General features: G+C 48.5%; 16 protein-coding genes. 14 read left to right on the top strand and 2 right to left on the bottom strand.

The genetic code is table 11. From position 1 onward, the window contains the following. Nucleotides 1-58: 58 nt before the first annotated feature. The 3 genes from AC50X8_RS30060 to AC50X8_RS30050 all read left to right on the top strand — a co-directional run bounded on the left by AC50X8_RS30060 (nucleotide 59) and on the right by AC50X8_RS30050 (nucleotide 2161). Nucleotides 59-403, top strand: coding sequence for an MmcQ/YjbR family DNA-binding protein (locus tag AC50X8_RS30060; RefSeq protein ID WP_494883233.1), 345 nt, complete (start codon nucleotides 59-61; stop codon nucleotides 401-403). A 187-nt stretch (nucleotides 404-590) separates the two neighbouring features. Then, on the top strand, nucleotides 591-1739 hold the full coding sequence (locus AC50X8_RS30055) for a cation:proton antiporter (RefSeq protein WP_494883231.1): 1149 nt from the start codon (nucleotides 591-593) through the stop codon (nucleotides 1737-1739). A 26-nt stretch (nucleotides 1740-1765) separates the two neighbouring features. Next, nucleotides 1766-2161, top strand: a complete 396-nt coding sequence (locus tag AC50X8_RS30050; protein ID WP_494883229.1) for a hypothetical protein — start codon at nucleotides 1766-1768, stop codon at nucleotides 2159-2161. A gap of 76 nt (nucleotides 2162-2237) precedes the next feature. On the opposite strand, the gene AC50X8_RS30045 is transcribed toward AC50X8_RS30050, so the two are convergent. Further along, nucleotides 2238-3560, bottom strand: coding sequence for a hemolysin family protein (locus AC50X8_RS30045; protein WP_494883227.1), 1323 nt, complete (start codon nucleotides 3558-3560; stop codon nucleotides 2238-2240). A gap of 244 nt (nucleotides 3561-3804) precedes the next feature. Between AC50X8_RS30045 and AC50X8_RS30040 the strand changes: the two genes are divergently transcribed. After that, nucleotides 3805-4572 carry a DUF1836 domain-containing protein gene (locus tag AC50X8_RS30040; RefSeq protein WP_056036123.1) on the top strand — a complete coding sequence of 256 codons (768 nt, stop codon included), beginning with the start codon at nucleotides 3805-3807 and terminating at the stop codon, nucleotides 4570-4572. 208 nt (nucleotides 4573-4780) lie between these two features. On the opposite strand, the gene AC50X8_RS30035 is transcribed toward AC50X8_RS30040, so the two are convergent. Then, the gene (locus tag AC50X8_RS30035; RefSeq protein ID WP_056036127.1) at nucleotides 4781-5134 is read right to left on the bottom strand and encodes a DUF4870 domain-containing protein; all 354 of its coding nucleotides are present in this window, start codon (nucleotides 5132-5134) and stop codon (nucleotides 4781-4783) included. A gap of 211 nt (nucleotides 5135-5345) precedes the next feature. Here AC50X8_RS30035 and AC50X8_RS30030 point away from each other — a divergent pair, with 211 nt between their 5' ends. The 10 genes from AC50X8_RS30030 to AC50X8_RS29985 all read left to right on the top strand — a co-directional run bounded on the left by AC50X8_RS30030 (nucleotide 5346) and on the right by AC50X8_RS29985 (nucleotide 17084). Next, nucleotides 5346-6395 (top strand): LCP family protein, encoded by a 1050-nt coding sequence (locus tag AC50X8_RS30030; protein ID WP_056036130.1) that lies wholly within the window; start codon nucleotides 5346-5348, stop codon nucleotides 6393-6395. 54 nt (nucleotides 6396-6449) lie between these two features. Beyond that, nucleotides 6450-6872 carry a CBS domain-containing protein gene (locus AC50X8_RS30025; protein ID WP_046232653.1) on the top strand — a complete coding sequence of 141 codons (423 nt, stop codon included), beginning with the start codon at nucleotides 6450-6452 and terminating at the stop codon, nucleotides 6870-6872. 656 nt (nucleotides 6873-7528) lie between these two features. Continuing rightward, nucleotides 7529-8479: a DUF2232 domain-containing protein gene (locus tag AC50X8_RS30020; protein WP_235533169.1), complete on the top strand. Its 951-nt coding sequence runs from the start codon at nucleotides 7529-7531 to the stop codon at nucleotides 8477-8479. Between the two features lie 18 nt (nucleotides 8480-8497). Next, nucleotides 8498-10465, top strand: coding sequence for a DHH family phosphoesterase (locus AC50X8_RS30015; protein ID WP_056036133.1), 1968 nt, complete (start codon nucleotides 8498-8500; stop codon nucleotides 10463-10465). After that, nucleotides 10462-10905, top strand: a complete 444-nt coding sequence (gene rplI / locus AC50X8_RS30010) for a 50S ribosomal protein L9 (RefSeq protein ID WP_056036137.1) — start codon at nucleotides 10462-10464, stop codon at nucleotides 10903-10905. Before AC50X8_RS30015 ends, rplI begins: the two co-directional genes overlap by 4 nt. Nucleotides 10906-10929: 24 nt before the next feature. Then, nucleotides 10930-12291, top strand: coding sequence for a replicative DNA helicase (gene dnaB / locus AC50X8_RS30005; protein WP_056036140.1), 1362 nt, complete (start codon nucleotides 10930-10932; stop codon nucleotides 12289-12291). A 188-nt stretch (nucleotides 12292-12479) separates the two neighbouring features. Further along, nucleotides 12480-13766 (top strand): adenylosuccinate synthase, encoded by a 1287-nt coding sequence (locus tag AC50X8_RS30000; protein ID WP_494883225.1) that lies wholly within the window; start codon nucleotides 12480-12482, stop codon nucleotides 13764-13766. A gap of 96 nt (nucleotides 13767-13862) precedes the next feature. After that, complete coding sequence (locus AC50X8_RS29995; RefSeq protein WP_494883223.1) at nucleotides 13863-14414, top strand: NADPH-dependent FMN reductase; 552 nt, start codon at nucleotides 13863-13865, stop codon at nucleotides 14412-14414. A gap of 118 nt (nucleotides 14415-14532) precedes the next feature. Further along, nucleotides 14533-15372, top strand: a complete 840-nt coding sequence (locus AC50X8_RS29990) for a hypothetical protein (protein WP_494883221.1) — start codon at nucleotides 14533-14535, stop codon at nucleotides 15370-15372. A gap of 143 nt (nucleotides 15373-15515) precedes the next feature. Further along, nucleotides 15516-17084 (top strand): peptidoglycan DD-metalloendopeptidase family protein, encoded by a 1569-nt coding sequence (locus AC50X8_RS29985; protein WP_494883219.1) that lies wholly within the window; start codon nucleotides 15516-15518, stop codon nucleotides 17082-17084. Nucleotides 17085-17086 lie beyond the last annotated feature (2 nt).

Below are 17086 nucleotides of genomic sequence, written 5' to 3'. Positions count from 1 at the left end.
GAGGACTTTATTTTGTTCCCTCGAAGATGGTACGATAAGGAGAAAAGGGGACACGGCTATGGAGCATTATATTAAATATTGCCTGGGCAAGAAGGGCGCTTATGAAGATTATCCTTTCGGGCCGGAAGCGCTGGTTATGAAAGTAGAAGGGAAGATGTTTGCCTTGATTTCTGACGACCGGAAATCGATATCGCTCAAATGCGACCCTATCATTGCTGAAAATTTACGCGAGCAGCATGCGGCGGTCATCCCTGGCTACCATATGAACAAGAAGCACTGGAATACGATGCTGCTGGACGGCAGCCTGGGGCAAGACGAGGTCGAGAGCATGATCACCCACTCCTATGAGCTGGTTGTAAAGTCGCTTCCGAAGGCGGTACGCGAGAGCTTGAGCGGCAGTTAATGGGCGGAAAGTATGGTTTTCGAGGCTCATTTTAGGTATAATAAAAAGTATTGAGCGCTTAATTGAATAAAAAGCTGTTTTTCGGAGGAGTCTGTCAACAACGGGATTTCTCTGTCTGCTTGTAAAGAGCCCGTATATATGCGGGCTCTTTTTTTATTTTTTTGCTGCAAATAAGGAGGGAAATAAAATGGAATTTATTTTAACTTTAATGCTAATTATCGCGGTGTCCAAAATAGCAGGGGCACTCTCCGTCAAGGCCGGCCAGCCTGCTGTACTCGGAAAGCTGCTTGCAGGTATAGTCGTTGGTCCCGCCTTGCTTGGGTGGGTAGACAATAGCGACTGGCTCGCTCATTTCTCAGAAATCGGCGTGCTGCTGCTCATGTTTATCGCAGGTCTTGAGACGGATCTGGAGCAGCTGCGTAAAGACTGGAAAGCTTCATTTTCAGTGGCGCTAGGGGGCATTATTTTGCCATTTGCCGGAGGATATGGGGCTGCTGTCTTGTTCGGCTTGTCCTCCGCGCAGGCGATCTTTCTGGGGCTGCTGCTCTCCGCCACCTCGGTCAGCATATCGGTGCAAACGTTGAAGGAAATGAACAAGCTGAGCTCCAGGGAAGGTACGACAATACTCGGAGCGGCGGTCGTAGATGACGTGGTGGTCGTTGTTTTGCTGGCTGTTGTCATGAGCTTGCTTGGATCAGGAGGAGATGTATCGATTCCGCTGCTGCTCGGGAAAAAAGTGCTGTTCTTTGCTGTTATTATTGCCGCGAGCTGGTGGCTAGTGCCGTTCGTCATGAAGCGGCTGGCCCGTTTCCCGGTTACAGAGGCAGCGATAAGCGCTGCGCTGGTTATCTGCTTCGGCTTCGCTTATTTCGCAGACGCTATGGGCGTTGCTGGCATTATCGGAGCATTCGCTGCGGGGATTGCGATTGGGCAAACGCCGCTTCGCCACACGGTTGAAACGAAGATCGAGCCGATCGCCTATTCGCTATTTGTACCTGTTTTTTTCATCAGCATTGGGCTTAACGTTACTTTTGCGGGAATCGGCGAGCAAATAGGGTTTATCGCTTTGTTATCCGTTGTTGCGATACTGACAAAGCTGTTCGGCGCCGCAGCCGGAGCAAGACTCACAGGCTTCAATATGCGCTCGTCCATAGGAATTGGGGCGGGAATGATATCCAGAGGCGAGGTAGCGCTCATTATCGCTGCTTCCGGCTTGCAGTCGGCGCTGCTGCCGCAGGCTTATTTTACCCCGGTCGTACTCGTTATTATGGTGACAACGTTAGTCACCCCGCCGCTCATGAAGCAGCTGTTCAAGCGGGAGCAGCCAGTTAACTAACTCATGCAAGGGACAAGGAGTCGGTTATGGGGAAATTGCAAAAAGAATTTATCGTCAATGTCAGCGCAGTGTCCTTTATTTTAAGCGCGATTTACAGCTTTGTATGGATCAAAGCGGATTACTATTTTTTATCGCATGAAACGGACATCAATGGGGATTTCGGTTTTGCTGTGTTCTTTATATTTTTTGCTAGTTTATACGTTATACATGTCCTTGTGTGTGCGATCCATTATGCTGCATTTCGTATAGGCGGTACAAGGGCAAGAGCAGCTATTAAGTTTATTCTGTTTAACGGCGCAGGCGGCCTTTTGATCGGGGGTATTTGCTATTTGACGGGCAGCGCTGTTCCGCTTTCGCTTGTCTGCTCGCTCGTTGTAATCTCTATCATTTCAGGGCTTCATCGTACATGGTCTCCAGCATGAGGCAGGGCAACCAAACATTCGAAAAAACGGGGCGCTTCTCATATAAGAGATGCACCCCGTTTTTATTTTATTTGCCTTAGGCCGTTGTTTCGACCTGAGCCTCTATTTCATCCGTTTCAATGATCAGCTCAACCTTCTTAATTCGGTGCTTGCCGATCTCACGAATAATAAATCGCATATTATGATGATGAAGTTCTTTGCCGATGCGCGGATCTTGAATTTCGCTGTACAGCCAGCCGCCGACCGTATCGACTTCCTCATGCTCCAGATTGACCCCTGTAAGCTCGCTCAATTCGTCGAGTGATACTTTACCGTCAAGCAGGTAACAGTTGTCAGCAAGCTTCTCAATGTCCTTGCGCTCGTCAGCATCAAATTCATCACGAATTTCGCCAACAATTTCTTCTAAAATATCTTCAATCGTAATGAGGCCTGACGTTCCGCCGTATTCATCCATCAAAATGGCGATATGCACTTGCTCCTGCTGCATGCGCTTGAGCAGCGTTTTGACAGGCAGCACTTCGGAAACCGTAAGTACAGGATGGATCAGCTTTTTGAAATCAAACTCTTTATTATGATGAAATTGCAAAAACATTTGCTTCGTATTGATCATGCCGATAATGTTGTCTTTGCTGTCTTGTGCGACAGGAAAGCGTGTATATTGTTCTTTATGAATGATTTCCATGTTTTCAACTAACGATTTATTGGAATACAGGCAGATCATATCGGTGCGGGGCACCATAATCTCCTTCGCGAGCATTTCGTCAAAAGCGAAAATGCGGCTCACGTAGCCATACTCCGTGTTGTTGATTTTGCCGCTCTGGTAGCTGTCATTCAGAATAATCTGAATTTCTTCTTCGCTATGAGCGTCTTCATGCTCTTTCACCGGCTTTAGTCCGAACAAGCGCACAAGCGCATTTGCAGAACCGTTCAATACCCAGATGAAAGGATACATAATTTTGTGGAACAAGATGATTGGCTTTGCTACTGTAAAGCTGATGAATTCCGCTTTTTGAATCGCCCACGTCTTCGGAGCAAGCTCACCAATAACGACGTGCAGAAAGGTTACGGAAGCAAAAGCGATAATAAAGGACAATACGTGACTGACTTCACTACTTATACTAAGCTGTTGAAAAAGAGGGAACAGGATTTTCTCCACTGTCGGTTCACCTAGCCAACCTAACCCGAGCGCTGTAATGGTAATACCAAGCTGACAGGCCGACAGATAACCATCCAAATTGCTTGTAACCTGTTGTACGGCAAGAGCGTTTTTCTTGCCTTCAAGCACTAATTGATCGACCCGGCTTGCCCGGAGCCTGATAACAGCAAATTCCGTTGCTACGAAAAAGGCAGTCATCACAATTAATAATGCAATCAATAACAGATTAAGTCCTATACCCATGTCTACTTTTCACTATCCTTTTTAAATGAATTTTAAGTTCTTATGAACTAATATACCGAACTCAAGGGTCAATATGCAATCTCGCCATTCGTTGTTAGCAGGCCATATGAGGCAAATTACAGGCAAAAATGCGAAAAATGTTGATATTATTGGCTATTATCTCATCTTTACATTCCTATATCGCGGGCGTATGATAAGTTCATTCGAACTTGAAATGGTTCAGTACAAGTAGGAGGAAAGCGATATGGAGTCTTTCACGCTTACTCGAAAAGAAATGGCTTGCCTGCTGATGGCGCTGGATGGACAGGATGGACATCGTCCTTTGCAGGTGCTGCAGGATGCCTGGAAGAAGACGCACCGCAATGCATTGGAAGCTGGAGCTTCCCTGCCAGCCTTCTTATCCACGGCCCTTCCCCCCATTCTGGAGAAGATGATAAAAGGCAATGAGGTGAGAGGCTTCTCACTGCAGGAAATCGCTACGCTCGGCCATATGGTGGAGTATTCCAACATGTCTATTACCTCTATGCAGAATTGGGTGAAGCGCGATTTTAAGGCGTATTTCAATTGTCCAAAAATGGGCAAAAAATATTCGCTGAATCAAGCGGCGCTGTTGTTCGTCATTGATGATTTGAAGTCGAATCTCGATTTTGAGTCGATTCGCAAGCTGCTTGAGATTTTATTCATCAAGCCGGAGGATGAATCGGCCGATCTAATTGGCCCGCTTGAGCTATATGCGTCTTACTCGGCCATGTTTGAAGAGCTGGATGCGAATAATGACCAGCTTCTAGATACCTTCGGCCATGTGAAGGGCGGCAGCAAGCAGGATGCATTGACGGAAAATGCGATTAGAGCATCGGCGGACCGTTTTGCCCAGAAGCTGCCGGATTTGACGAACGACCAGTCGGAGGCGCTCCGCAATATTTTGTTCATTGCGGCGATTTCGATCCAGACGGCGTATTTCCACTCGCTGGCTCGCCGGTATTTGAATGCCACCCTGTTTCTGCATCGGTAATGATGCGGCAGGGGACCTGTCCGATTAGGCTGGCTGCGCAAGTGTGCGCAAGGCGGGTAAATAATAAGGCTCCTATCCTAAAGCGGACGGGAGCCTTATTTTTGAAATATAGAAAAGTATATCGAAACGTTATCCTTTCTCTATATTTCTCGGAATGAAACGCGCCGTCCCACCAAAGGATGGAGCCAGCCGTTTCACCTTGACCAAATTACTTGAATTGTGCAGCTTGCTTCTCGGCGATGTCGCCAACGTAAGGCAGCTTGAATTGTTTGCCTTGGTAAGCTTGAAGCATCAGGAAGATCCAGAGAGCGAAGCCGAGAATACCAAGCAGGGCGCTAATCAGTGACCCGATAAACGGAATGATGTTCAGCACCATCATGACCACGGTTAAGCCGCCGAATGTAATAATCGATTGCATTGCATGAAATTTCACGTACCGGCTGTTTTTCTCCAATACAAGGAATATAATTCCAGTGACAAAGCTCAAAACATAACAAAGCAGCGCTGCGACCTTAGGATCGAGCCCAGTTGAGGATTGATCAGGTTGATTAAATTGTTGCATTTGTGTAGGTCATCCTTTCTGATTCTAAAAATGAATGTGCGTTACACTATATTCTTCCTTACCCGCTATTATTCCTGCCAAAACTCGCTAGAATACATCATTTGGTAGCAAAGTCTTGTAAAAGTTTTGTAACTTATGGCTTAGTGTTGTCGTTTATGATGATGAGTGTGCTTCTTGAGCACTATAATCTTACTAGTTAGGAGTTAGAGCAATGTCAAAATGGACAAAAAAGAAGAAGTGGATATATACGCTCTGCGCAGCGGTGCTTGTGCTTGGAACGGCGGGCTATTTCAATCGTGGAGCGCTTGCTATGCTGGGCTTTAACTGGTTTCTCTCCGATCAGGTAGCTACCCAACTGGAGCAAACCTATAAACCAATAGAAGGCCGCGAACCTATTCAGGTCGGCAATATGAATACGAATCCGTTCGCCCTTATGCTGCTCGGCGTTGACCAGCGCGGCAAGGAGACGGGAAGATCGGATACGATGATTTATACGGTCATACGTCCGAAGGACGGCGCTATTCTCATGGTGTCCATCCCGCGTGATACGTATACGGAAATTGTGGGTAAAAACAAAGAGGACAAAATTACGCATGCGTACGCATTTGGTGGAGCCAAGATGGCGATAGAGACGGTCGAAAATCTATTTAACCAGCCTATCAACTATTATGCCGCTATTAATTTTCAAGGGTTCAGAGATGTTATTGATGCAATGGGAGGGATTTCCCTGCCGATTGCAGAAGATATAGTAAATAAAGATCCCGATCACGAAAAGTTTGTCGTGAAAGGCGGTCAGGATGTATATAATGGCAATGATGCGCTGAATTATGTTCGTTACCGTGAAGATGCCGGAGGCGATATGAGCCGTACGGGAAGACATCAAGTTTTTCTGAACCAGCTGCTGGATAAAGTATCTGAGGTCGGCCAATGGAGCAAAATTCCTGATCTGATTGACATTATGGGTGAAAATTTCAGTACGGACATCCAGCCTGACCAGATGATCAAGCTGGCGCAGCAGTTGCTGCAGCAGGATAACCGCACGATATACAGCCATACGCTGAAAGGCGAGGGACACAGGCTGACGAACGGCGGCGCATGGTATTATTTTGCGGATAAAGACGATTTGTCCAAGACGCAGGCGATGATTGGCAGCTGGCTGAACCCCGATACGGCAAAGCAGGATTTAATTATGCCGGATGAGTACGCTTCGAAAGTGCAGAAGCCGGTTGGCTCATTGTCCAGCGCAAGCGACGCTGAGTAGACTGCGGGCAGTCTCATGGCGGTAAGCGAAGGAAGAAATGGAGTTGAGTGACGGATGAACATTGCGTTTTTTCTGCTGCCCAAGCAGGAAGTCGTAACGGTAACGCATGACGCAACACTTAGGCAGACGCTGGAGAAAATGGAGCATCACCGTTATACAGCCGTACCGATTATTAATGCCGAGGGCGAATATGCAGGTGCTGTCACAGAAGGCGATTTATTATGGTTTATGAAAAATAGGCCGGAGCTGACTTTCGAAATGACGAATAAAGTCAAGCTGGCGGACGTCCCGCTGCGGCTGAATCACCGCTCGGTTCGAATTGACGCGAACATGGAAGACCTCATTATGCTGGCGAAGGTGCAGAACTTTGTGCCGGTCGTCGATGACAGCGAGCATTTTATTGGCATTGTGCGGCGCAGTGAAATTATTGATTATTGCCAGACGATTATGCAAAGCGCGATTGCGATTGAAGCATAGTCTATTTCAAGGAAGGCGGAGAGCAGCGGCTCTTCGCCTTTTATCAATGTAAGACCTCTGTTGCTGAGATCACGCAGTTCGGGAGGCTCACTCCATTTTTGACGGACTGAGGTTCCGCTATTCTGGCTTTTGATAGTTTCTGGCTGTAAGCGGACAGGAAAGCCATTATTGTCTTCATTACCCTGTCAAAATGGCTATTTGCAGCGCATTAGCGGCTCCTGAGTCCGCAAGCTGTACCCAAACCTGCGATTCTGTTGAAATAGCTACAGCTGTGTCCGCCAAGTTTATCTTTGTTCAAGATGTAAAGGCATAAAGCCCCTAATCGAAGAGTAGGCCATTGCCTTTCGTTACGTGGATTCACATTCAGGATAGGTGATATTCCCAGTAGGAGTAGGAATACGTATGAAGCTACATTCGATTATCATTTGGCTCGCTTACGTTGGCATACACGTCCTAACATTTCATCGCGAAACGAGCATTGCCTACAAAGTAAGGCAAAGCCGTTTACGCTTGAAATATAAGGTATTATAAATTTGTCTATATAAATAAGCTTCTATTTCATCGCGAAACGAGCATTGCCCACAAAGTATGCCAATGCCGTTTACGCTTGTTGGATGCGGTGAAGCTTATTTATGATATAATGGGGTCTGGCAAGCATGGCGGCAAGAATTACGAATATACATGTGCAAGAGGTGAACGGTTTGAAGACCGGTATGAAATCTGTTTTATGGAGCGCGGCAGCACTGCTCCTGTTATTGTCCATAGCTGTACCTGTTCTTAATATTTTGACCATATTGTTTCTTATGGTTCCTTATGTGGTGTTGTACACAGCGCTTCCCGCGCGTGGGTTCATTCTGCATATGCTGCCGGTATGGGTGTTGTCCTTCCTCATATTAGGAGCTCCAGCGTTAATTATCGGTTTGTTTTTCCTTGTTCCCTCTATAGTGATGGGGCATATGTTCAAGAAGCAGCTGCCTGCACATAAAGTGCTGTCAAGAACGGTTATTACGCTGCTTGTACTGTTTTTGATGGAATTTGCAGCTTTTGAAGTGATTTTAGATTTGTCTCTGACTAGCGAAATGGGCAATTTTGTTCGCTCCGTATTTAATGATCCACAATTGCAGCCTTTGCTTCCTGTGGAATGGAGCGATGAGTATACCGAGATGCTCATTCAAATGATGCTGAATACGATTCCGCTCGCTGTTATTAGCGTATCGTTCTTTTACGCTGTTGTTACCCAGTATATTTCACGGCGTGTGCTTGGTTCTTCAGGCATTGAGGTGCCGAGAATGCCGCTGGCGAAAGATTGGATGCTGCCGCGGGTTTTAGTCATTTATTATGTGATTGTTTACATTCTAAGCCTGTTTGTCAGTCCTGACAGCAAATCCTTCATCGGAGTAGCAGTGCTTAATTTGCTGCCATTGCTGAGGCTGGCTTTTGCAATTCAAGCCGTCGGTTTCTTCTTCTATTTGGCTCATGAACGCAAATGGAACCCGGCTATCCCGGTGCTGATTGCAATACCTGTACTAATTTTCTCACCGCTTAGCTTAATCGGTGTGCTTGATGCTGCTTTCCCCATCCGCAAGTCATTTACGAAGAAATCCTAGCACAGGAGCGATCAGGAAATGCCAAAGTTTTTAGTTGTTCGCTGGCATGGCATGCATCAGTTGGCGGCTTTCGCTATTATGGCGGTTATGACGACAGCACTTGCTTGGTTCGAATGGCGAATCGGGCTTATTGCTCTGCTGTTTATGATCGGTTTCAGCGTATATGGTTTTCTGGCGGAGCGGGCGTTCCGCAAAGATTTAAAAACGTATTTAGGTACGATTTCTTACCGGGTAAAGAAGGCTGGCAATGATGTGATTAGCGAGCTTCCTTTCGGTATTATATTGTATAATGAAGACAAGACGGTTGAATGGCATAACCCTTATATTGCTGAGATTTTGGGCCATGATTCTGTCGTGGGCCAGACCATCGCAGAGCTGTTCCCCTCCTTGCACCAGTCAAAGGACAAGGAACGCGAGGCAGAGCAGCAGGTTATAGTGGGGAACTATGTTTTTCAACTGATTTTCAAGCCGGAAGAACGTATTTTGTATGTGAAAAATATTACGGAGCTCTGGCATCTCTCCAAGAAATATGAAGAAGAGAAGCTGGCACTTGGTATCGTCATGATTGACAGCTTGGATGAAGTGACGCAGGGCATGGACGATAATCAGCGTTCGGCGCTGCTGTCCAAGGTGACGACAGAGATTACCGAGTGGGCGCAGCGCTATCAGCTTCATATTAAGCGGCTTACCTCAGACCGGTTTATGCTCATTACGGACCTCAAGACCCTTAGACAGCTGGAGCAATCGCGGTTTGTCCTGCTCGACGAGGTTCGTGAGCTGACCTGTGATCAGAAAATCCCAACAACGCTCAGCATTGGCTTTGCAGCCGAGGCAGAGAGCATCGTCGAGCTGGGACAGTGGGCGCAATCCAGCCTTGATATTGCCCTTGGGCGCGGCGGGGATCAAGCAGCTGTCAAAATCGGCGGCAGGCAGTCCTTCTATGGCGGCAAGTCCAATGCGGTCGAGAAGCGGACCCGCGTTCGGGCTCGCGTCGTGGCGCATGCGCTTAGAGATTTGATTAAGGAAAGCGGCAATATTATTATTATGGGCCATAAGATGCCGGACATGGATGCAATCGGCGCAGCTATTGGGATTACGAAGGCGGCGCAAATATTCGGCAAGGAAGCTTTTATCGTGCTGGAGGGCATTAATCCTTCGATTCAGAAAATGATGGAGATGCTGCGCGAGGATGAGCGTTTCTCCAAACGGTTCATTACGCCGGAGCAGGCGATGTCCATGACGAACAATAAGACGCTGACGGTTGTCGTCGATACCCATAAGGCATCGATGGTGAAGGAACCGCGGCTCATTGGAGCGCATGGGAAAATCGTGGTCATCGACCATCATCGCCGCGGCGAGGAGTTTATTGCGAATGCGCTGCTGGTTTATATGGAGCCGTATGCGTCCTCCACTTGCGAGCTCGTTGCCGAGCTTCTTCAATACATTGCGGATCGGATTGTGCTTGATGTCCGGGAAGCGACCGCGCTGCTCGCTGGCATTACGGTAGATACGAAGAGCTTCTCCCTTCGTACCGGTGCCAGAACGTTTGAGGCGGCATCGTTCCTGCGTCGCAACGGTGCGGATTCGATGCTGGTGCAGCGGATGCTGAAGGAAGATTTGGAAGAGTATGTCCGCAAGGCGGAAATTATTAAGCATGCGAGCGTGCATTATGAGCATATCGCGATTGCGGTTACCGAGCCGGGCCGCAAGGTTGGCCAGCTGTTGATTGCGCAGGCAGCAGATACGCTGCTCAATATGACCGATATTTTGGCATCGTTCGTCGTTGGCGAGCGCACAGACGGCCTAATTGGTATTAGCGCGCGTTCGCTTGGCGACATGAACGTGCAGGTCGTAATGGAAAGAATGGGCGGAGGCGGGCATTTAACGAACGCTGCCGCCCAGCTTGAAGGCACCGTTAGTGAAGTTGCGGAGAAGCTTAAAGCGGTACTAAAAGAAATTGATAAGGAAGAGGGGTTATTTGAATGAAAGTAATTTTTTTGGCAGATGTTAAGGGACAAGGAAAAAAAGGCGAGGTTAAAGACGTATCCGAAGGTTATGTGCGTAATTTTTTACTTCCTAAAGGACTGGCAAAACCGGCATCAGACGGCAATCTGAAGACGCTCGAAGTGCAAAATGCTTCCGAGCAGAAGCGTAAAGCGCAGGAGAAGGAAGATGCGAAGACGCTTGCGAAGAAGATGGAGGAAATGACGATCGTGCTGAAGACGAAGGCTGGCGAAGGCGGCCGCCTGTTCGGCGCCATCACATCCAAGCAAATCGGCGAGCAGCTTGCTGCACAAGGCGTTAAGGTCGACAAACGTAAAATTGAGCTGGAAGAACCGATCCGCACACTTGGCATGACGGAAGTGCTTGTGAAGCTGCATCCTGAAGTGAAAGCCAAGCTGCGCGTTCAAACAACGGAGGAATAATAGAATAGATTATAGGGGGAAATGATGAGTACAGAGCTGAAGTTTGATCGCGTTCCGCCGCAGAACATGGAGGCGGAACAAGCCGTTATCGGTGCCGTACTGCTGCAGGCGGAAGCGCTGATTACAGCTATGGAGCGTCTTCGCAGTGAAGATTTTTACAGCGGCCCCCATCAGCGCATATATGAAGCGATGATTGAGCTGGCTGAAAATAATCAGCCGATCGATCTTGTCACGCTGACTGCGCATTTGCAGGACCAGCAGCTGCTCGACGAAATTGGCGGCGTGTCTTATTTGGCACGGCTGGCCAGCTCCGTTCCAACGGCAGCGAATGTCGATTATTACGCGCAGATCGTAGAGGAGAAATCCTTGCTGCGGCGTCTGATCCGCACGGCTACGAATATAGTAACCGAAGGTTATGCCGGAACAGAGCAGGTGGGTGCGCTGCTCGGCGATGCGGAGCAGAAAATTCTCGAAATTTCCAATCGGCGTTCCAGCAGCGGGTTTATATCTATCCGCGACGTGCTGATGGAAGTGTTTGAGAAGGTCGAGCATTTGTATATGAACAAAGGCGGTACGTCAGGCATTCCATCGGGCTTTGTCGATTTGGATAAAATGACGTCCGGCTTCCAGCGCAGCGATCTTATTATCGTTGCAGCCCGTCCTTCCGTTGGTAAGACAGCATTTGCGCTGAATATTGCCCAAAATGTCGGCGTGCGCGCACGCGAGACCGTCGCCATATTCAGTCTGGAGATGTCGGCAGCCCAGCTTGTGCAGCGTATGATTTGTGCAGAAGCGAACGTGGATGCAGGACGGATGCGGACAGGTTATCTGGAGGGCGACGACTGGGAAAAGCTGACGATGGCGATTGGTGCCTTATCCGAGGCGCAAATCTTTATTGATGATACGCCCGGCATAACGGTTGCCGATATTCGTGCGAAATGCCGTCGTCTGAAGAAAGAGCGCGGGCTTGGCATGATTTTGATCGATTATCTCCAGCTCATTTCCGGCCGCGGCAAGGCAGGGGAAAATCGGCAGCAGGAAGTATCGGAAATTTCCCGTACCCTGAAGCAGATTGCCCGTGAGCTTGAAGTGCCGGTTATCGCGCTGTCGCAGCTCAGCCGGGGCGTTGAGCAGCGTCAGGACAAGCGTCCGATGATGTCCGACCTTCGGGAATCCGGTTCGATTGAGCAAGATGCTGATATTGTATCCTTCCTTTATCGGGATGATTATTATGATAAGGAATCGGAGAAAAAGAATATTATCGAGATCATTATCGCCAAGCAGCGGAATGGACCCGTTGGTACGGTAGAGCTGGTGTTTCTGAAAAATTTCAATAAATTCGTCAGCTTGGACCGTTCTCATGAGGATCCATCGCAGGCATCTTAATGATATCCGAACAATTGTAGAGCTACTTCTACAATTGTTCGTTTTTAGTTTGACTTCTATTTCGGGTACTGCTACACTAATATTGCTGTCTTCGTGTGACACCCGTTGTTCTCGTACGAAAGGGAAAACCGGTGCAATAGAAGAACAGTAAATTTCGGTGTGTCTATACACCGGACGGGGGTATGTTTATGTCTACGGTTGTTGTGGTTGGTACGCAGTGGGGAGACGAAGGAAAAGGCAAAATTACCGATTATCTGGCTGAAGGCGCCGACGTCGTCGCTCGCTATCAAGGCGGTAACAATGCCGGGCACACTATTCTCATTGACAATAAGAAATATAAATTAACGATGGTACCTTCGGGTATTTTTAATCACAATAAAGTGTGTGTCATCGGTAATGGTATGGTTATTAACCCTAAAGCGCTAATTGAAGAAATTAACTATATTCAAGAAAACGGGTTTTCGACTGAGAACTTGAAAATCAGCGATCGTGCCCATGTCATTATGCCTTATCATATCGTACTTGATGCATTGGAAGAAACGCGTAAAGGCGATAATAAAATTGGTACAACGGGCAAAGGCATCGGTCCTTGCTACATGGATAAAGCCGCTCGCAACGGCATTCGGATTGCCGATCTGATGGATGCAGAAGAGTTTGAGCAAAAGCTGCGCCGTCTTGTTGTTGAGAAAAACCAAGTAATTGAGCAAGTATTCGGCGGCGAGCCGCTGAATGCAGACAGCATCGTTGTGGAATACCTCGCTTATGCTGAAGTGCTTCGCTCGTATGTAACGGACACGTCCGTTGTACTGAATGATGCGATTGATGCTGGCAACAAGGTGCTGTTCGAAGGCGCGCAAGGCGTTATGCTGGATATTGACCAAGGTACATATCCATTCGTAACTTCGTCCAATCCATCCGCTGGCGGCGTATGTATCGGTTCCGGCGTAGGCCCATCGAAAATTCAGCAAGTTATCGGAGTAGCGAAAGCTTATACAACACGTGTAGGCGATGGCCCATTCCCAACGGAGCAAAACAATGCAATCGGCGATTTGATTCGCGATAAAGGCCACGAGTACGGTACAGTTACTGGCCGTCCGCGCCGTGTAGGCTGGTTCGACAGCGTCGTTGTGCGCCACGCTCGCCGTGTTAGCGGAATTACAGGCTTGTCGCTTAACTCGCTTGACGTTATGACGGGCATTGAAACGGTTAAAATTTGCACAGGCTACAAATATAAGGGCGAAATCATTACGCACTATCCAGCAAGCCTGAAAATGCTTGCGGAATGCGAAGCGGTATATGAGGAGCTTCCAGGCTGGTCCGAGGATATTTCTGGCGCAAAAACGCTGGATGATCTGCCAGTGAACACGCGCAATTACTTGAACCGCGTATCGGAGCTGACAGGTATTCCGATTGCGATTTTCTCAGTCGGCCGCAACCGCGAGCAGACAAATCCGGTTGTAGCTATTTACGAATAGACGAATCCGTTAGACGGATATAGAAGGGGAAGACAGCTGCGAATGCTGTCTTCTTTCTTTTTTTTCACAATAATGAATGAAAAGGGATGATGATGGATGAAGAAGGAGATTCAGCTTTTGGCCATTTCGGGGAGCTTGCGTGAGAAGTCTTCCAATACTGCGCTTATGAATGCTATTATCGCGCTTGCTGAGGAGCATGTACGTTTCAGCGTTTACAGCGGGCTGGGCGAGCTGCCGCATTTTAATCCGGATTTGGATGTAGAGGAAGGGCCAGCAACGGTTGGGGAGCTGCGGAGACAGCTAAAGGAGGCAGACGGCGTCCTCATCTGTACACCGGAATACGGGAATGGCGTTCCAGGCTCCTTGAAAAATGCGCTCGACTGGATCGTGTCCTCTGGCGAATTCGTCAATAAAAGGGTGGCGGTCGTCACCGCATCGCCATCTCCGATGGGCGGGGATAAAGCCAATGCTTCGCTGCTGCTCACGCTGAATATGATTAATGCTATTATCGTAGATCACGGCGTAGTGATGATTCCGCATATCACTCTCAAGATGAGCAAAGAAGGCGCAATTACGGATGAAGCAACGAAGCAGCAGCTGCTCGCCATGCTGGCTAGTCTGGGACAGCCCCATTCCAAAGCTTTATAGATTCATCGCGCCAAGCAGCGGTTATGTGCCCTTTCTCTTGTCCATAATGGTAAAAGAAACCATTCAAATGTTATGAGCTAGCAGGTCTCATTATACGGATGGGTCAAGCAGGAAGGGTATGGTGGAGAGCATGTGGAAGATGACGGGCTGGCTGGCGAAAACGGTGGCGGCAGGAATCATTATAAGCTTTTTGTCGATTTGGACGACGGGCTATATTGTGAGCAGTTACTTGGATACGATTTTGAAGCAATATAATTTGCCCCTGGAAGTAAAGCCGATGGCGCTAACTGGATTATGGGGAAAAATGTGGGGCGCTGATCCGCTGATGGCGGATACAGGCGGCTCTAAAGGGCAGTCTGGCGCCTCGCAGACTGGAAAGGATAGCTCAGGGGCGAGCAGCGGCAGCTCGGCTGAGCAAGGAGAGACGGGGGCGCAGAAGCCGGATGGATCGATTTCTTCAGGCGAGGACGCAGCGGCAGGGGAGGATTCCCCGCTCGCCATCGATGCTTTCGGGCAGCAAGCGAAGCCGCCGCTTACCGATATTGGCATTGGCGGCGGGACGAAAGCGGATAGCGGCGCGGCCTCAGGCATAGGAGCGGGCAGCACAGAAAGCGGTACAGAAGGCAGTACGACGAACGGGGATGCGGAAGCAGTGGACGGAGAGCAGCCTTTAGCGGAATCAGAATCCGGCACAGACAGCTCCTCCATTGACGGTACGGAAACAGCGGTTACGACGGATCAGCTGAATCAGGTCAAAAGCCAAATGAGCGACACGGACAAGACGGAGCTGTTCGGATTATTAATGACCAAGCTGCCCCAGGAAGCTTGGCAGACGATATCCGGCTACATGGAAAATGGCCTTACAGATGAAGAGCTGACCCAGCTTCAGCAGGTCATTGCCCAGCATTTGAGCAAGGAAGAATACGAGCAAATTATGAGTATTCTGAAGAAATATTAATATTAAGCGGTATTCGGAGAGGTTGCTCCTCGTATTAAGGCTATGTTAAAGTAATATTCGGGTGTTCTGTCGGGACAAAGGGCCCTGATATGAATCGGAAGACCTAATTAAGATAGCGGCATTAAGGCGAGAAGGAGACGATCATGACCGATTTTAGGGGAACGGGTCGGATCCGAAAGGCGTGGAATACCTCCATTCAGTTCTTTCGGCAATTCCGAACACAAGACTCGAAAGGCATCAATCAACAACCGTCCGCAGCAGTGCAAGCGACATCGACAACTACAGCAGCTACTAACTATAAAAAACCTATCATCCTTGCAGGCGGAATAATCGCGATTTTGGCAGCAGTCGGAATTGGCGGTATACAATACGTTAAGGCTAACACGAATGACTATTATCACTTATATATGAACGGCACCGAAGTAGGAACGGTCGGCAGCCCGCTGGAGGTTGGAGCGCTGCTTGAGCAGAAGGCATCTGAAGCACAGCAGGAAACGCCAGATATTCCAATTATGGTGGAATCAGGTCAGCTTACATATACGAGTACAAGTGCTTACAAAGGCAACCCAGATACGCAGCAGACGCTTGCGAAGCTGGAAGGCTTGCTTACAACCCACGCTATTGGCGTAGAGGTGAAGGTAAATGGCAAAGTAATCGGTATTGTGAAGAGCCAAGCAGCAGCAGACGCCGTACTGGCACGCGTGCAGAGCAAATATGCACCGGAGGAGAAGACGGAGAAGGATTCAACGAAGGTTCGCGCACTCGCTTTTTCACCAGAGGAAGAAAAGGCGGACGAGAATACACCTAAGGCAGGCAAGGAACTGACGGATGTTGCTTTCGTAGAGAAGGTGGAGACGGATGCGGTATCGACTTCGCCTAGCGACATCGTTTCAGACAATGATATGTACAAGCTGCTCGTAGAGGGCACGATTAAGCCAACGAAATATACGGTACAGCAAGGCGATTGCGTCGGTTGTATCGCGCAGAAATTTGATATTTCACCGCAAGTGATTTACGAGAATAACAAAGGCATTGAAGATGATATGATCAAGGTTGGAGATGTGCTTGATCTTACCGTTCGCCAGCCGGAGCTGTCGGTCCGGACAACCGAGAATTTGACGGAGATCGTGACGATCGACCCGCCAACCGAGGTTCAGAAAAACGACGAGATGCGTGTTGGAGAATCCAAGCTGATTAGTGCAGGCGTCAGCGGCTCCAAGAGCCTGACCTACAAAATCGTGAAAGAGAATGGTTACCTAATCAGCGAAGAGCTGGTAGACCAGCAGGTCATTAAGGAAGCTGTTCCAACGGTCATGATGAAGGGCACGAAGGTCATTTTGGGCGAAGGAACGGGATTATTCTCTGCTCCCGTATCGGGCTATTCGGTGTCCAGTACGTTCGGAACGCGTTGGGGCCGATTGCATAAAGGGATTGACATGACGGGCGGCAAAACGATTACAGCAGCCGACAATGGCGTTGTTATTTTTGCAGGCACGAAGAACGGCTACGGCAATGTAGTCATCATTGATCATAAGAATGGATATGAAACGCTGTACGGGCATCTTGACTCGATTAGCGTCAGCGTAGGCGATATATTAGAAAAAGGCGATACACTGGGTATTATGGGCAACACGGGACGTTCTTACGGTGTCCACCTTCATTTTGAAATTCATAAAGACGGAGAGCTTCAAAACCCGTTGAAATATTTATAATC

Source organism: Paenibacillus sp. JT22N15 (assembly GCF_059383755.1).
This window is presented reverse-complemented; position numbering and strand designations above follow the sequence as displayed.